At 67.2% G+C, this 15,331-nt stretch carries 12 protein-coding genes; 4 read left to right on the top strand and 8 right to left on the bottom strand.

Annotated elements, in window-relative coordinates:
• Window positions 1-232 precede the first annotated feature (232 nt).
• Window positions 233-1,108 carry a dihydrodipicolinate synthase family protein gene (locus tag BBTA_RS31375; protein WP_041751708.1) on the bottom strand — a complete coding sequence of 292 codons (876 nt, stop codon included), beginning with the start codon at window positions 1,106-1,108 and terminating at the stop codon, window positions 233-235.
• Window positions 1,109-1,402: 294 nt separating this feature from the next.
• A complete protein-coding gene (locus BBTA_RS40375) occupies window positions 1,403-1,663 on the bottom strand; it encodes a hypothetical protein (protein WP_148221542.1) in 261 nt (86 codons plus the stop codon).
• Between the two features lie 95 nt (window positions 1,664-1,758).
• Here BBTA_RS40375 and BBTA_RS31380 point away from each other — a divergent pair, with 95 nt between their 5' ends.
• Both BBTA_RS31380 and BBTA_RS31385 read left to right on the top strand, forming a co-directional pair.
• Window positions 1,759-2,826, top strand: a complete 1,068-nt coding sequence (locus tag BBTA_RS31380) for a DnaJ domain-containing protein (RefSeq protein ID WP_012046534.1) — start codon at window positions 1,759-1,761, stop codon at window positions 2,824-2,826.
• Window positions 2,827-2,933: 107 nt separating this feature from the next.
• Window positions 2,934-4,070: a GGDEF domain-containing protein gene (locus BBTA_RS31385; RefSeq protein ID WP_041751004.1), complete on the top strand. Its 1,137-nt coding sequence runs from the start codon at window positions 2,934-2,936 to the stop codon at window positions 4,068-4,070.
• A 20-nt stretch (window positions 4,071-4,090) separates the two neighbouring features.
• Here BBTA_RS31385 and BBTA_RS31390 read toward each other — a convergent pair whose 3' ends face one another.
• Entirely contained in the window at window positions 4,091-5,020 is a 930-nt protein-coding gene (locus BBTA_RS31390; protein WP_012046536.1) for a GTP-binding protein, read from the bottom strand.
• Window positions 5,017-6,510: an amidohydrolase family protein gene (locus tag BBTA_RS31395; RefSeq protein WP_012046537.1), complete on the bottom strand. Its 1,494-nt coding sequence runs from the start codon at window positions 6,508-6,510 to the stop codon at window positions 5,017-5,019. The genes BBTA_RS31390 and BBTA_RS31395 overlap by 4 nt, the downstream gene beginning before the upstream one ends.
• Before the next feature lie 208 nt (window positions 6,511-6,718).
• On the opposite strand from BBTA_RS31395, the gene ggt reads away from it, so the two are divergent.
• The gene (gene ggt, locus BBTA_RS31400; RefSeq protein WP_012046538.1) at window positions 6,719-8,392 is read left to right on the top strand and encodes a gamma-glutamyltransferase; all 1,674 of its coding nucleotides are present in this window, start codon (window positions 6,719-6,721) and stop codon (window positions 8,390-8,392) included.
• Window positions 8,393-8,395: 3 nt separating this feature from the next.
• On the opposite strand, the gene BBTA_RS31405 is transcribed toward ggt, so the two are convergent.
• From BBTA_RS31405 to BBTA_RS31420, 4 genes are all read right to left on the bottom strand, one after another.
• A complete protein-coding gene (locus BBTA_RS31405) occupies window positions 8,396-9,946 on the bottom strand; it encodes a GMC family oxidoreductase (RefSeq protein WP_012046539.1) in 1,551 nt (516 codons plus the stop codon).
• An 87-nt stretch (window positions 9,947-10,033) separates the two neighbouring features.
• Window positions 10,034-11,368, bottom strand: coding sequence for an acyclic terpene utilization AtuA family protein (locus tag BBTA_RS31410; protein WP_012046540.1), 1,335 nt, complete (start codon window positions 11,366-11,368; stop codon window positions 10,034-10,036).
• A 126-nt stretch (window positions 11,369-11,494) separates the two neighbouring features.
• Window positions 11,495-12,628 (bottom strand): GGDEF domain-containing protein, encoded by a 1,134-nt coding sequence (locus tag BBTA_RS31415; protein ID WP_012046541.1) that lies wholly within the window; start codon window positions 12,626-12,628, stop codon window positions 11,495-11,497.
• Between the two features lie 162 nt (window positions 12,629-12,790).
• A complete protein-coding gene (locus BBTA_RS31420; protein ID WP_012046542.1) occupies window positions 12,791-13,624 on the bottom strand; it encodes an SDR family oxidoreductase in 834 nt (277 codons plus the stop codon).
• A gap of 126 nt (window positions 13,625-13,750) precedes the next feature.
• On the opposite strand from BBTA_RS31420, the gene xylB reads away from it, so the two are divergent.
• A complete protein-coding gene (gene xylB, locus BBTA_RS31425; RefSeq protein ID WP_012046543.1) occupies window positions 13,751-15,196 on the top strand; it encodes a xylulokinase in 1,446 nt (481 codons plus the stop codon).
• Window positions 15,197-15,331 lie beyond the last annotated feature (135 nt).

The following is a 15,331-nucleotide window of genomic DNA, read 5'->3' on the forward strand; positions in this document are numbered from 1 at the left end:
AGTTCAAATGCAATTGCATGCTTTTTAGCGGATTTGCCGGTCGACACAACCGCTGCCGTCATTCCGGGACGGGCGTCAGCGCGAGCCCCAAATCCATGGCCACAAACAATGTTTTAGGGGGTCGGCGTCGCCAAACCTGGCCGGCCGAGGCGCCGCGGAGACGGGATGCCGGGCTCGGCCCTTCGGGCTGTCCCGGAATGACACCGGAGAGAGCCGGGCCGTCATCCGCGTGTCACCCCAGGCTGCGCAGCACCTCTTCGACGACCTTGCGCTGCTGGGCGGTCAGTGCGGCCTGTGGCGGCACCGGGTCGCCGACGTCATATCCCTGGATCGCCAGCCCGGCCTTGATGCAGGCGGCGAGATTGAAGCGGGCAAACGCCTCGTTGACGCGCCAAAGCTTCTTCTGCAGCTTGAGCGCATCATCCCAACAGGACGCCCTGCAGAGATTGTAGAGCTCGACGCTCTGGCGCGGGATGATGCAGGCGGGTCCGGCCATCCACCCCTCGCCGCCGATCAGCATCACGGCAGCGGGAATGTGCGACGACGCCGCGAACACCTTCAGGGCATCGCCGCATCGGTTGATGATCGACAACAACCGTCCCGTATTGGTCGAGGCGTCCTTGATGTAGTTGATGCGCGGATGCTCGGCGAGGCGCGCGATCACATCGAGCGACAGGTCGGACCGTTGAAATTGCGGATTGGTGTAGATGACGACAGGAACATCGACGGCATCGGCGATGGCACGAAAATAGGCCTCGATGCCCGCATCACTCACCGGAAAATAGGCCTCGAGCACCGCGAGAATGCCGCTGACGCCGCGCTTCTGATAGGCCTTGGCCTGCGCCACCGCGTCGGCGATCGCGGTCGATGCCACACCGGCGACGACCGGAACGCGTCCCTTCGCCGCGTCGATGGTCGCCTCGACCACGATCATGCGCTGGGCGCGGTCGAGATAGGCGAACTCGCCGGTCGAACCGAGCGGCGTCAGGCCATGCACGCCGGCATGGATCAGGTCATCGCAAAGCCGTTCCAGCACATCGGTGCGGATCGTACCGTCGGCGCTGATCGGTGAAGCCAGATAGGGAAAGACGCCGTGAAAATCGCTCATGCGATCGGTATAGCGGCCGGCCGGCCGCCCCCGCAAGCGGGCGACGTGCGCGCCTGCCGCGCGCAAAGGAGTGGTCCGCTGCCGGCAGGACATGCTCTTCAGCGGCCGGACAGGTCCGGCACCGGCCGGTCCGGAGCCCTGCCGACAAAGACTGCAGCCGCAGCGCCGGGCCTCGCCCACGCGTCCACCAGGGTGGCATGACGTCCCTGCGGAGCCGCTCGCTGCGCGCGGACACCGGCAGGTGACGCAAACGATGCAACCGCTGCGATTGTCCCAGCCCTCCGTCTCATGACATCACCTCTCCGATCCCGCGATCGCTCGTTGCATGCGGACCATAACGGCCGGCACGCCCCAGGGAATGTGCTGCACGTCACGCGATTTGATGAGGCCATAGGCCCTCGCGTTAAACGTCATTTCAAACTTTTTCTTCACCATGCCGGAAGCTGCAACAGCGAGACCCCAGATAGGTTCAAGCGTTTCATGGTTCCAAACCCGGCAGAATTGGCTGCGAATTTCGCCATTTTCAGTCATTTTTCCGCCGAATTGGCCCAGCATCGTGCAAGGCGGAAAGTGTTAGTACGAGTGCTCCAGCGTAAATTCGCCGTGGGAATTTCGATCGGAGACGAGGGAAACCTGCAGCGAGATCGATCATGAAGACGCTTTACGATTTGCTCGGAGCTCTTCCGGACGACGACGCTGACGACATCAGGGCAGCGTTCCGCAAGGCGGTCAAGGAGAGCCATCCCGACCTCAACGCGGGAGATCCCGACACGGCGCTGCGGTTTCGGCAGATCGTCCGCGCTCACGACATCCTCGGCGACAGGGAGCAGCGTGCTGCTTATGACCGCCTGCTCGGGGCCGCGCAGGACGAGAGTCAGCAGGAGTCCAAGCTCGCCGTCGCGGCCAAGGTGCACAAGGTCGCATCCGGCGTGATGGCGTTGGCCGGCGCCTCTGCCGTGGCGCTGACCGGTTATCTCCTGTTCACCCATATGTCGGCGGCTTCAGTCGCGCCATTGAAGCCGATCGTGGTCGCGACCAACAAGCTCAAGCCGCATGAAGTGCCTGCCAAGCCGATCGAGACGGTTGCGGTGACGCCGGAGGCGACGACGACCGCGGAGGCGCCCGCGGGAGCCGCCGTCGAGACGCCGGCCGATGCCGCCGCAAACGCCGGTGCACCGGCAGCTGCCGAGACCCTGCCGCTTCGGGTCAGCAAGGTCGACGCGGTCTACTCGGCCGAGCAGGAGCGTTCGTCCTGCGCGCCGGGCGCTGCTGCTTCGTGCAATGCGGACGCAGCCTTCCCCGGCAACGCTCCATCGAACGATGCGCGCGCCTTCCATGATCGCGGCATGGCTTCGTTCCAGAAAGGCGACCTCTCGGCGGCTCTGAGCGATCTGGACACCGCGATCCAGCTCGATCCGCGCTATCAAGAGGCCTATATCGATCGCGGCATCGTTTTCTACCGGATGCGCAAATTCGATCGTGCCTTCGCCGACGTCGCTGCTGCCAAGCGGCTGGAAAAGGCAAACCGGGCCGTGCTGGATGCGATGGCGAAGCGTCAGCCGCTCCGCCCCTTGAAGCTTGATCCGCCCAAAACGGAGGCTAAGGCGGAGCTGCCGAAGTCCGAGCCGCCAAAGGTCGCCGCCGCGACCACCATGTCCCCGAGAATGGCAACAGCGACGCCGGTCTATGCCATCAGCGATCCAAGCCGCGCTCCGTGAGGCTTCGACGTTTGCGTTGACGAAGATTTAAGGTAATCGCAAACCTCTTCGTCGCGCGAGATGTGGCCACCCATCAACTGTTAGGAAAGGTGTCTCATGGTGGTTCCATGGGACATGGGCAGTCTTCCAGATTCGTTGATCCGAACCCGGCGATCCGGCGCGAGCTGGTCGAGCTCCTGTACACGTCCCTGCCGCAGGTGATGTCGATCAACGCGGCCGCGATCACCGGATCGGTCACGCTGGCCGTCCTGCATCGCGACCCCGGCTACATCGCGATCACGTTCGCGATCATCGTCAACGCGATCGGCCGCGTGGTCAGCCTGCTCCGCTACAAGCAGCGCAGCGCCCGCCTCTCCGACCGGGACGTGGTGCTCTGGGAAAAGGTCTATGCCGCCGGCGCAACCGCCTTTGGCCTCGCGCTCGGCGCCCTCACCTTTCGGGCCTTTCAGCTCAACGATGCGCCGGGCGCGTGGATCGCGTTCGGACTGTCGATGTCCTATTGCGTCGGCATGGTCTCGCGCGCGGCGATCCGCCCCTGGGTGGTGCTGACGACAACCGCCGTGCTGTTCGCGCCCACATTGGTGGCCGGCTTGATGCGCCCGGAGCTGCCCTACCAGCTCGGCGCCGCAATGCTCGTCCTGTTCTGGTTCTCGATCCGCGAAGCATCGCGCCATCTCAGCACCGCGTTCATCGAGCGACTCGAGGCCAAACATGCGCTGGCCCGCCAGGCCAACCACGACTTCCTGACCGGCCTGCCGAATCGGGCCGCGTTCCTCGCCGCACTGGAGCGCACCACAGGCAGCGTCGCGATCATCGCCATCGATCTCGACGGCTTCAAGCCGGTCAACGATCGCCACGGTCACCATGCCGGCGATGAGCTACTGCGCCAGGTCGCGACGCGGCTGTCGGATTGCGTAGGCTCAGGCGGCCTTGCCGCGCGCTTCGGTGGCGACGAGTTCATGCTGCTGAAGCCGGTCGCAGACGGTGCCGAAGGACGCGATGAATCGATGGCGCTGGCGCGCGAGGCCGTCCGCACCTTGTCGATGCCGTTCCTGCTGTCCGATATCCCCATGGTGATCGGCGCCAGCGCCGGACTGCTCGTGAACGAGCGGCCGCTGACGGACGACACGGTCGACGAGGTGCTGCGCCGGGTCGACGAGGCGCTTTATGCGGCCAAGCGCGCCGGTGGCGGCCGCTGTAGCTGGGCCGACGCCGACACCGCACAGCTTCGTCAGGCCGGCTGAGAGCGCTCGCCTTGCCGGTGCTATGACATCTCGATGCCGCGCATCACCGCATCAATCTGATCTGCGGCAATCTCCCCCTCGCGCCCAATCAGCACCAGTTGCGCCGTCAGTCCGTCGGCCGGCGGCAGCGGCGCGGGCGCCAGCGTGCCGCGCGTCGCCACCGACTGAAACAGGATCGGCTTCCCCGGATGCTCGGTGAACAGCAGGAGCCCCTTGATGCGCAGGGTCCGCGCCGCCAGCTGCCCGATCACCTGCTGAAAGCGAGCGAGCGACAGCGGTGCACGTGAGGTCCAGGTCACCGTTGCGAACGGCTCGGACATCACCGGCATCTGCCGCGGCATAGCCCGGGGCGCGCGCAGCTCGCGGCTGAACAGCAGATCGGGCGGCACGATGCCGTGCGCGACCTCGAAGATCGCCGATTGCGGCTTGTGCCGACCGACCACGGCACGGACCTCGTCCAGCGCCACGCGGTCGAGCAGATCGGTCTTCGTCAGCAATGCGAAATCGGCCGCGCGCAGCTGCGAGCGCCACAGCGCATCCTGCTCCAGCTCCGGCGCGTCGCGCAGCCGCTGCGGATCGACCAGCGTCACCACAGTCTCCAGCGGCGCGACCTTGAAGATCACAGGATCCATCAGGTTGCGGATGATCTCGGCCGGATCCGAGATGCCCGAGGTCTCGATCACGATCGCATCGGGCGCGGGATCGCGCTTGATCACCGCCGACAATGTGCGCAGCAGGTCGCCCTGCAATGAGCAGCAGATGCAGCCGTTCTTCAGGCTGATCACCTCCTCGGTCACGGTCCCGAGCAGTTGCGCGTCGATATCGACCGCGCCGAAATCGTTGACCACGGCGGCGATGCGCCGGCCGTCAGGATTGGCCAGCAGATGATTCAGCAAGGTCGTCTTGCCGGCGCCGAGCGCGCCGGCCACCAGCAGAACGGGGACGATCATGACAGGACCGGCCGCCGCACCGGCCGGCCCGGTCGTGCGTCGCGGACGAGGTGTCCGCCGGCGATCACGGCGCGGCCATTGACGAGCAGATGTCTCACGCCTTCCGACGGCCGGTTCATGTTGAGGAAGTCGGCACGATCACGCAACGATGACAGATCGAGCACGGCGATGTCCGCATCGCATCCCGCCTGCAGCCGTCCCTTGCGCCGCATCGCCGGCGTTGATCGCTCCAGGATCTGCGCCGGAATCAGCGTGCATTTGGCGAGGCCGTCGAGCAGCGGTACCGCCTGGCGGTCCAGCACCCATTCGCGCAGGAACTTCACGAAGGTCGCCGACGAGCGCGGATGCGACACCGCATCGTCCGGCAGCGGCCACGCTTCGCCGGTGTAGTCGGTGCCGTTGGACAGGATCCACGGCATCGCGTCCGACGCGATGGCCCCGCCGGGAAACAACACGGAGACATCGAGCAGGTCGCGATGGCGCGGATTGACGGCGACGTCGAGGAAGTGGATCAGCACCAGCGCCCCGGGATCGGTCTGCTGCCGCTGCAGCAACTCATCGCGGCTGCCGAGACGATGCCGCTCCGCCACCATCTCGATAGCGTCATAGCCGGTGCCCATGCGCTGGCAAAAGGCGGGATCGGCGAAGAAATCAGCCCCGACGACCGTCGAGCCGGTGCCATAGGGATAGGCCTCGACCGTGACCTTCAAGCCTTGCGCCTGCGCGGTCCGGACCAGCTCGGCACAGCGCCCGACATCCTGCAGGCTGGTGCTGTTAAAATGGCAGATATGCATGTGGGCACCGGTCGAGCCGGCCAGCCCGATCAGCCGCGTATAGGCATCGACCGAGCTGCGCGGATCGACGTTGGACATATAGGCGATGTGGGTATAGGTCGGCACATCCTGGCTCGCGGCCAGGCTGCACAGCTCGGACAATTCCTTGATGCCGGTGCCGGGCGCGTAGGCATTCGGGAAGGCGATGCCAAGGCCGCCCTGGTCCAGTCCCTGCCGCGTGCGCTCGACGATCTCGGCCGTCTCCGCAGCCGTCGCAACCTCTTCGATCCAACGCTTGTCGCGCATCGCCTCGCCCATGCCGGCAATGCTCGATGCGGTCTGCTGCGTGGTCATCGTCGCGATGCGCGCAAACACCCAGCCCGCCGCCGCGCCGTAATTCAGTGTGCGGCCGATCGCTTCCTGCTCATCGTACCAGCGCGCCACCGGCATCACGCCGATCTCGAGCTCCAAGGTCGTGGTGACGCCATCGAAGGCCTGCATGCGATCGGCGGGCAGCGACTGGCCGTGCGCGTGCAGATCGATGAAGCCGGGCACGACGGCGAGCCCCGCCGCATCGATCACCTGATCCGCGACGCCTGCGATATCGCCGACCGCAGCGATGGCCCCGTCCTTGACGGCGACGTCGGCCGTCGCATCGAGCTTGGTTTCGGGGTCGAGCACGCGACCGCCGCGAATGATCAGATCATAATGGGACATGCCGTCAGCAGGCTCACGAAGTGGAACTGCGCGCAGGCCTAACACAGATGCGCCGTGATGAAAACGCGACAGGACAGATCGATGCCCTCCACTGCATGCATGGCGCGCAACTATCAGTTCGGTCCGACAGCGATGCTCTTTCCTCGGCGCGTGGGATCGGTCAGGATGATCGGCACCGGCCGCCGCCGTTCGACAGAAGAGAATCAGGATGAATTCACCCGCGCCGCGCATCGCCCCTTTCACCTGCGAGAAGCAGCCGGCGACAGGCTCGCGCGGCATGGTGGTGACCAACCATCCGCTCGCCTCGAGCGCCGGTGCCGAGATGCTGATGCGCGGCGGCAATGCGATCGACGCGGCCGTGGCGGCGCTGTTTGCGCTGACGGTGGTCGAGCCGATGATGGTCGGCCTGCTCGGCGGCGGCCTGTCGCATATCCGCCTCGCCGATGGCCGCCACATCGTGCTCGATGGGCTGAGCACGGCGCCGCTGCGCGCGACGCCAGCGATGTATGACCCGGTGTCCGACGAGATCGCGCTCGCGCGCGAAACCCGTGACCGCCGCAACGTCGTCGGCGCGCTCGCCGTCGCCGTGCCGGGCGCGCTGAAGGGCTGGTGCGAGGCGCTGACGCGCTTTGGTCGGTTGCCGCTCGCCGAGGTGATGGCGCCGGCGATCCGGCTCGCCGAGCATGGCTTCGTGGCGAGCGCGTATCTCAACGACTGCGTCCGGCTGGTCGCCGCCGACCTTGCGCGGGATCCTGCTCTGTCGGCGCTGTTCCTGCCCGGCGGCGAGCCGGTGCGGGCCGGCACGCGCGTCATCCAGGCCGACTACGCCGCATCGCTGCGGCTGATCGCCGAGCACGGGCCGGACGCGCTCTATCAAGGGCCGCTCGGCGCCGCGCTGGCCGACGATATGGCTCGGTCCGGCGGCTTGATCGACATGGCCGACCTCGCCGCCTACAAGGTAATCGAGCGCGCGCCGGTCCGCGGCACCTATCGCGGCCATGAGATCATCGGTCCGCCGCCCCCCTCCTCAGGCGGCGTGCACATCGTGCAGATGCTCAACATCCTCGAAGGTTTCGATATCGGCGCGCTCGGCTTCGGCTCGGCCGATGCCGCGCATCTGCTCGCCGAAGCGTTGAAGATCGCCTTTGCCGATCGCGCGGTCGCCACCGCCGATCCGGCGTTCGTCGACGTGCCGGTCGAGCGCCTGACATCGAAGACCTATGCTGACGAGCGGCGGGCCCAGATTGAGATCGGCCGGGCAAGACACTTCGGTCCGGGGCTGTCCCCGACCGAATCCGCGAACACCACGCATGTCACCGTCGCGGACGCCGAGGGCAATGTGGTCGCCTCGACCCAGACCATCAACGGCCTGTTCGGCGCCTGCGTGCAGATCCCCGGCACCGGCATGACGGCCAACAACTACATGTATAATTTCGATCCGCATCCCGGCCGCGCGTTGTCGATTGCACCCGGAAAACGCGTCTTCACCTCGATGGCGCCGATGATGGCGACACGCGATGGGCGCTTGCGCTACGCGCTCGGCCTGCCCGGCGGTCTGCGCATCTTCCCTTCGGCGCTGCAGGCGCTGGTGAACCTCATCGACCACCGCATGTCCTTGCAGGAAGCGGTGGAGGCGCCGCGGCTGTGGACGCAAGGCGGCGAGCTCGAGCTCGAGCCGGCGTTTTCGGACAGCGTGGCGCAGGAGCTCGCCGCACGCGGCCATGCGATCAAGCGCGAACCGATCGTGGCCGGCGGCATGAATGCCATCGCCTTCGGTGATGACGACGGCTTGACCGGTGCGGCGTGCTGGCGCGCCGATGGCACGCCGATCGCGATCTCCGGCGGGCGCGCCCGCGCCGGGCTTCGCTTCGCCATCGCCTGAGGCTTACGTCCTCTTCCGCATCATCCGCGCGATCGCTTCCCCGATCACGACCGTGGTGAAATGCGTGTTGGCACGACAATCGGCCGGCATGATCGAGGCGTCGGCGACGCGCAGGCCGCCGATCCCCTTGACAGTCCCGTCGGGATTGACGACGCCATCGGCGTCGGCGAAGCCGCTCATGCGACAGCTGCCGGCGGCATGCTGAATATCGCCGGTCACCCGGCGCAGCAGCGCGTCGAGCTCGGCATCCGGCAGCGCGGCCGCCTGCGGCAGCGTGAGTTCGGTATCGCCGAGGCGGATCCAATCGGCGATACCCTGTAGCGCCGGCTGCTGCGTGATCACGGCCAGCCGCTTCACCGCGTCCCGCATCCGCGCGATGTCGCGGGGATCGGCGAGCATATTCTCGTCCACGATCGGATCGATGGAGGGATCAGGCGAGGCGAGCTTCAGCGTGCCGCGCGAGAAGGCGTTGAAGAGGCCGGCGCCGATCGCGCCGGGCACGCCGATGCCACGGTGGTTGAACGCGATCAGGATCATGTCGCGCTTGCCGCCCTCGGCCAAGCCGGACGAATAGGTCACGCAGCAATTGGTGTGGCGCGTGTCGCGGTCGGTCGGACGCAGCGCCTCGCGCAGCTGGATAGTGGTGCGGAACAAGGGATGATCGAAGAAGTGCCGTCCCACCGGCAGATCGCGCAACACGGCGATGCCCATGTGCCGCAGCTCGGCCGCGGGTCCAAGGCCCGAACGCAACAGGATCGCCGGGCTGTGGATGGCCCCGGCGCATAGCACGACCTCGCGCGCCGCGATCTCCCTGGCGCCCTCGCCGTCGAGAAGCACGCGCACGCCGGTCGCGCGGCCATCGCTGATCAGGACACGATCGACCAGCGCGCCGCCGCGGATCTCCAGGTTCGAACGGCCTCGCGCCGGCTCCAGATAGGCTTCGTTGGTCGAGATGCGGCGGCCGTTGCGGCTGTTGATGGGATAGCAGGCGACGCCCTCGCCATCGGGCCCGTTGAGGTCGTCGCACCAGGGATAGCCGCTCGCCAGCGCCGCATCGCGCAAGCCACCGTCGATCGGCCCCCACTGGTCCGCCGGCGCCCGATAGACCGGCAGCGGACCGCCCTGGCCGTGCCCGTCGCGATCGCCATAAGTGAGGTCGTCCTCGATCACGGAGAACAGCGGCATGATCTCACGCGCCGACCATCCGGTGCAGCCCTGGGCAGCCCATTGGTCGAACGCCTCGGCCACACCGCGGATCGCGATCTGGCCGTTCATCATCGAGCTGCCGCCGAGCCCCTTGCCGCGCCAGTAGAACCGCATCTCCTGGCCTGCCACCCGGCGCGACATCAGCTGCGGCCACTGCCACTTCTCCTGGAAGGCCCGATCATGGATGATCGGGATCGGATTGGGCGTCGCGATCTCCCATGGCACCTCGTCCGCGCGCCAGTCGGCGCCGGCCTCCAGCAGCAGCACGCGCCGTTCCGGCTGTTCGGACAGACGCGCTGCGACCGCCGCTCCCGCGGAGCCGCCGCCGACGACAATGAGGTCATACATCGAATGAGTTCTCGCTTCTGATCGGAGCCTTCACCAGCATGGCCACAGCTTGCGCGAGCCGATGCGGGCCGTGAAGCCCCGGAAAACTCAAACCACCAGCATCTCAACGCGGGGCTCGGCCGCATCCTCGGCCACCAGGCAGGATGCGACAGCAATGACCTCGCGGGCCGATTTCCACGCCCCGCCACCGCCGGCGGGACCATTGGTGTAGAGCGTCTCGACCTCGTTGCCGATCCTGAGTGCATCAGCCATCGTCGCGGTGCGCCCAGCGACCCGAATGCGGACCTCGTAGGGTTCGCCGGCTTGCGCGTGGCCATCGCCATGCAGCGCGTTGACGCCGATCAGGTCACAGCGCAACTCGCTGACCGGCACGCCGGTCAGCGCCAGCCGCTCGCGCACGATGTCGAGCGCGAGGCGGCCGCGTGCGACTGCGCCAGGGCCGGCATAGGAGATCTGGCCTTCCCCGACATAGCAATCGTGATAGCCGACCGAGGTCTTCAGCAAGCCGGTTTTCGGCTTGCCACGGCCGCCCACCACTTTGACACGGTCAGGGCCAAGCTCTTCGACGGTGACCTCGGAAAAATCCGCCACCACGTCCGGCTGGATATACTGCGCGGGATCGTGGATCTCGTAGAGCAGTTGCTCCTTCACGGTCGCGGCGGTGACGCAACCGCCGGAGCCGGCGACCTTGGTGACGATCAGCTCGCCATCCTCGCGCACCTCGCCGATCGGAAAGCCGAGCCGGGCGAGATCCGGAACGTCCTTCACACCGGGATCGGCAAAATAGCCGCCGGTGATCTGACCCGCGCATTCGAGCAGATGACCGACCACCGTGCCCTGGCCGAGCCGGTCCCAATCATCCATCGCCCAGCCGAACTCATGAATCAGCGGACCGAGGAACAGCGCCGGATCCGCGGCGCGCCCGGTGATCACGACATCAGCGCCGGCCGCGAGCGCCTCGGCGATCGCGCGCGCCCCGACATAGGCATTGGCCGAGACGACGCGGTTGCCGAGCCCGGCCATCGTGTCGCCGGTGTCGAGCGCGACATCCGTCGTCTTCAGCCGCGCCAGCACATCGTCACCGGTCACGGCTGCGATCTTCAGCCCGGTCAGGCCGAGCCTGCGGGCCAGCACGCGCGTCGCTTCGGCGGCACCGGTCGGATTCGCGGCGCCCATATTAGTGACGATGCGAATCGTGTTGGCCCGGCAGATCGGCAGCACCGCCTGCATCCGTGCCGCCAGCATCGGATCGTAGCCGGCGTTCGGATCCTTGATGCGCGCCTGCTGCGCCAGCGCGATGGTGCGCTCGGCGAGGCATTCGAACACGAGATAGTTCAGCGCGCCGCTCTCGGCGAGCTCGATCGCGGGCTCGATGCGGTCGCCGGAATAGCCGGCGCCGGCGCCGATCCTGACGCTCCGCATGGGCCTCCCCCTGTCTTCTCTCGATAGGCTACAGGCAGGAGTACGATGCGGCGGCGCACTTGCCAAGGCGACCCGTGAACGCCGGCTCCCTGCCCCGCGATGGCGGCAACATCGCCGGCGCTGCGCTCAGACCGCGGGCGCCAGCGCCGGGGTGTCGTCAGCCCGCGTCCAATCGGTGTCGGCGGGCTCCTCATCGGCCCAGCGCCATTGGTGCCCGCCGGCCCGTTTGGCGGCGTAGAGCGCGCGATCGGCCTGGTCGATCAGCGCCTCGGTTTCTGCTGTCCGATGCTCGGCGAGCAGAATGCCGGCGCTGGCGCCGATCTGCACGCGGGTTCCAGCCAGCACAAATGGATCGGCGAGCGAGCTCACAACGCGGCGCGCCAATGCCCCGGCCGCATCGCGGCCCGGCTGCGCTGCCGCAACCGGAAGCAGCAGCATGAATTCGTCGCCGCCAAACCGCGCCGCAAGGCCGCTGTCACCGAGGCATTGGCGCAGCCGCGCGCCGACCTGGCACAGCAGCTCGTCGCCGGCCTGGTGGCCGAACGCGTCATTGATGCTCTTGAAGCCGTCGAGATCGATCGCGATGATCGCCGCGGGGCCATCGAGCCCGCGCAATGCCGCGATGAAGGCGGCCCGGTTCGGCAGGCCGGTGAGGAAATCCTGATGCGCCTGGCGGCGCAGCGCCTGCTGCGCCTCGATCCGCTCGGTGAACGCGGCGGTGAGCCGGTAGGATGTGCCGCGCAGGGTGATCCAGAACAGCACCAGCATTGCAGCGCCCATGCGAAAGACCGGCTCCGGCTGCAGCACACAGGCGATCACGGTCGGAATCAGCAGCACCGCGGACGAACTCATCACGATCCACGGACTGACGCGCGAGACGATGCCGACGCAGAATGACATCGACAGGCCGAAGCACATCCAGATGCCGGGCCCGTCGCCGATCTGAAAGGCGCGGGCCGACAGGCCGCCGACCGCAAGCCCGAACGCGGCGGCGCCGAGGCCATAGAGACGCTCCCAGCGGATGATGTCGGCGTCGTCGAGCTGATCGAAACGCGCTGCGAACATCAACAGCTTGACGACGCGGAAGACGCCGATCACCAACAGCGCCATGGTGATGGCGGCATAGCCCGGATCGCGGGCGACCCACGCCATCACGGCCCCGATCACGACGGCCCCGGCCGAGATCGTCCCGACCAGCGGCATCGAGCTGTAAAGCAGATGCGCCAGCTCGCGACGAGTTTCCGAGTCCAATCGTTGCATCACAGTTCCGTTCGCCAACGCGCGCACTATCGTACCCGCGCCTTAACGAAACCTCGCTGCAACTGCGAGGAGCTGCCATGCAGCGATCTTGCTTAAGAGAACGCAAATCGCAGCGTGGCGATCCGACGCGCGGCTGTCTCGGGACGAGACAATGCCGCGCGGTCAGCTCGCCCAATTGTCGCGGAATTCCCCGAACAGCGTGATCCCGCCGCAGGCATAGATCGTCTGCCCCGTGATGTAGCTAGCCTCGGACGAGGCCAGGAAGGCGAACACGCCGGCGATCTCCTCCGGGCTCGCGACCCGTCCCATCGGGATGTGGGATTCGACGACGCCGCGCTTGACGGGATCGCCGGTCCAGGCCGCATTGATCGGCGTGTCGACCGCACCGGGGCCGACGGAGTTGACGCGAATGCCGCGCCCGGCGAATTCCAGCGCCAAGGTGCGGGTCAGTCCGGCCATCGCGCTCTTGCTGATCGAATAAGCGAGATAGCCGGGCTTCGGAATGATCTGGTGCACGCTCGACGTGTTGATGATGTTGCCGCCGCCGCGCGCAACGAAATGCGCCAGTGCATGGCGTGCACATAGCACGGCGCCGTTGAGGTTCACCTCGAGGATGGCCCGATAGGTCGCGACGTCGAGGGCCTCGCTCGGCGACTCCCGCTGGAAGCCGGCATTGTTGACGAGGCAGTCGAGCTGCGGCCAGCGCTTGAGCACCGTCTCGAACATCGCGGCGATGTCGGCTTCGACCCCGATATCGGCTTTCACCGTGAAGTGATCGCGCGCTCCATGGCCATGGGCTGCCGAGGCCGCCTGCACCAGGGCCAGGGTCTCGTCCCCCGACGGCGACGGCCCGCCGAAATTGATTGCGACATGCGCGCCTTCCTCGGCAAAGCGCACCGCAATCGCGCGACCGATGCCTTGCGCGGCGCCGGTCACCAGTGCGTAATGTCCGGCGAGGCGCGGCGCGCGTACGGTCGGCGGGGCGGATGGCTGCATGCTTCAACTCCTCGAATGATCTCGTCTGTCATAGGTTGCAACGACGCGTGCCCGGATGACAAAGCCGTCGGAACTCTGCTATCGCTCCCCGCCCTTCCATCCCCCGGCACGCGGGCGTGAGACCTCATGTATCTCGGCATCGATCTCGGCACGTCGGCAGTCAAGACGATTCTTGTCGACGATGCCCAGCGCGTGGTCGCGAGCCGCAGCCACAATCTGACAATCGACTCTCCCCGCGCCGGCTGGGCGGAGCAGGATCCCGGCGCATGGATCGCCGCGGTGTTCGCGACCTTGGATGCGCTCAAGGCCGATCATGCCGGCGCACTGGCCGAGGTCGACGGCATCGGCCTGTCCGGCCAGATGCACGGGCCGGTGCTGCTCGACGCCGGCATGACGCCCCTGCGATCCTGCATCCTCTGGAACGACGGCCGCGCGGCGGCCGAATGCGCTGTGCTGGAACAGCGCTGGCCCGCGTTGCGCCAGGTCACCGGCAACAAGGCGATGCCCGGCTTCGCCGCCCCGAAGCTGGTATGGATTGCGAACCACGAGAAGGCGATCTTCGACGCCATCCACCTCGTGCTGCTGCCGAAGGCCTATGTCCGGCTCGTGCTTTCAGGCGAGGCGATCGAGGACGTTTCCGACGCGTCGGGCTCGCTGTGGCTCGATGTCCATAAGCGGGATTGGTCGGACGCGGGACTCGCGGCGACCGGCCTGTCACGCGCGCAGATGCCGCGCCTCGTCGAAGGCTGCGCGCCGGCCGGCCGGCTGCGCCCGGAGCTCGCGGCGCGCTGGGGCATGACGAAGCGCCCGCTCATCGCCGGAGGCGCCGGCGACAATCCGGCGGGCGCGATCGGCATCGGCGCGATCCGGCCCGGCGCCACCTTCATCACGCTCGGCACATCGGGCGCCGTGATCACGCCGGTCGAGACCGTCAACGCCAATCCGGATCGCGTCGTCCACACCTTCTGTCATGCCGTCCCGGCGCTGTGGCTGCAGGCCGGCGCAATGTTGTCGGCCGCCTCCTGCCTTGCCTGGATCGCGCGACTGCTCGGCGCCTCAGAGGCTGATCTGCTGGCGCCGCTCGGCGCCTGCCCCGCAGCGCCGTCGCCGGTCAGCTTCCTGCCCTATCTTGCCGGCGAGCGGACGCCGCATGACGACGCCAATGTGCGCGGACTGCTCGACGGGCTGAGCCATGCCACCGACCGCAGCGCGATCGTACAGGCCGTGCTCGAAGGCATCGCCTTCGCGCTGGCCGATTGCCGCGACGCGCTGACCGATACGGGCCTGGCGATCGCGGAAGCGGATGCGATCGGCGGCGGCTCGCGCTCCGACCTCTGGCTTGCGATCCTGGCCAATGTGCTGAACATCCCGATTCACCGGCTCGCCGAAGGCGAGACCGGCGCAGCCTTTGGTGCGGCGCGGCTCGCGCGCCTCGCGGTCACCGGCGAGACGATCGCGAGCGTGTGCACGCCGCCGGCGCGGGTGCGGAGCTTCGCGCCGGATCACAGGCTCTCGGCAGACTATGCCGAGCGGCTGCCGCAGTGGCGCCGGCTCTATCGGCGCCAGGACTGAACCCCGTTCGCAAGCGCCACAGCTGATCACGTCAACCTGCGATAGCCCGTTGTCTTTGATATTGTATTCGGCAACAGCCTCTAGTTTAATGCCGACCCCCGCGCCTGCTATCAACGAGCCGCGGCAATGAAGTGG

Origin of the sequence: Bradyrhizobium sp. BTAi1 (assembly GCF_000015165.1) — a bacterium.
GTDB lineage: Bacteria > Pseudomonadota > Alphaproteobacteria > Rhizobiales > Xanthobacteraceae > Bradyrhizobium > Bradyrhizobium denitrificans.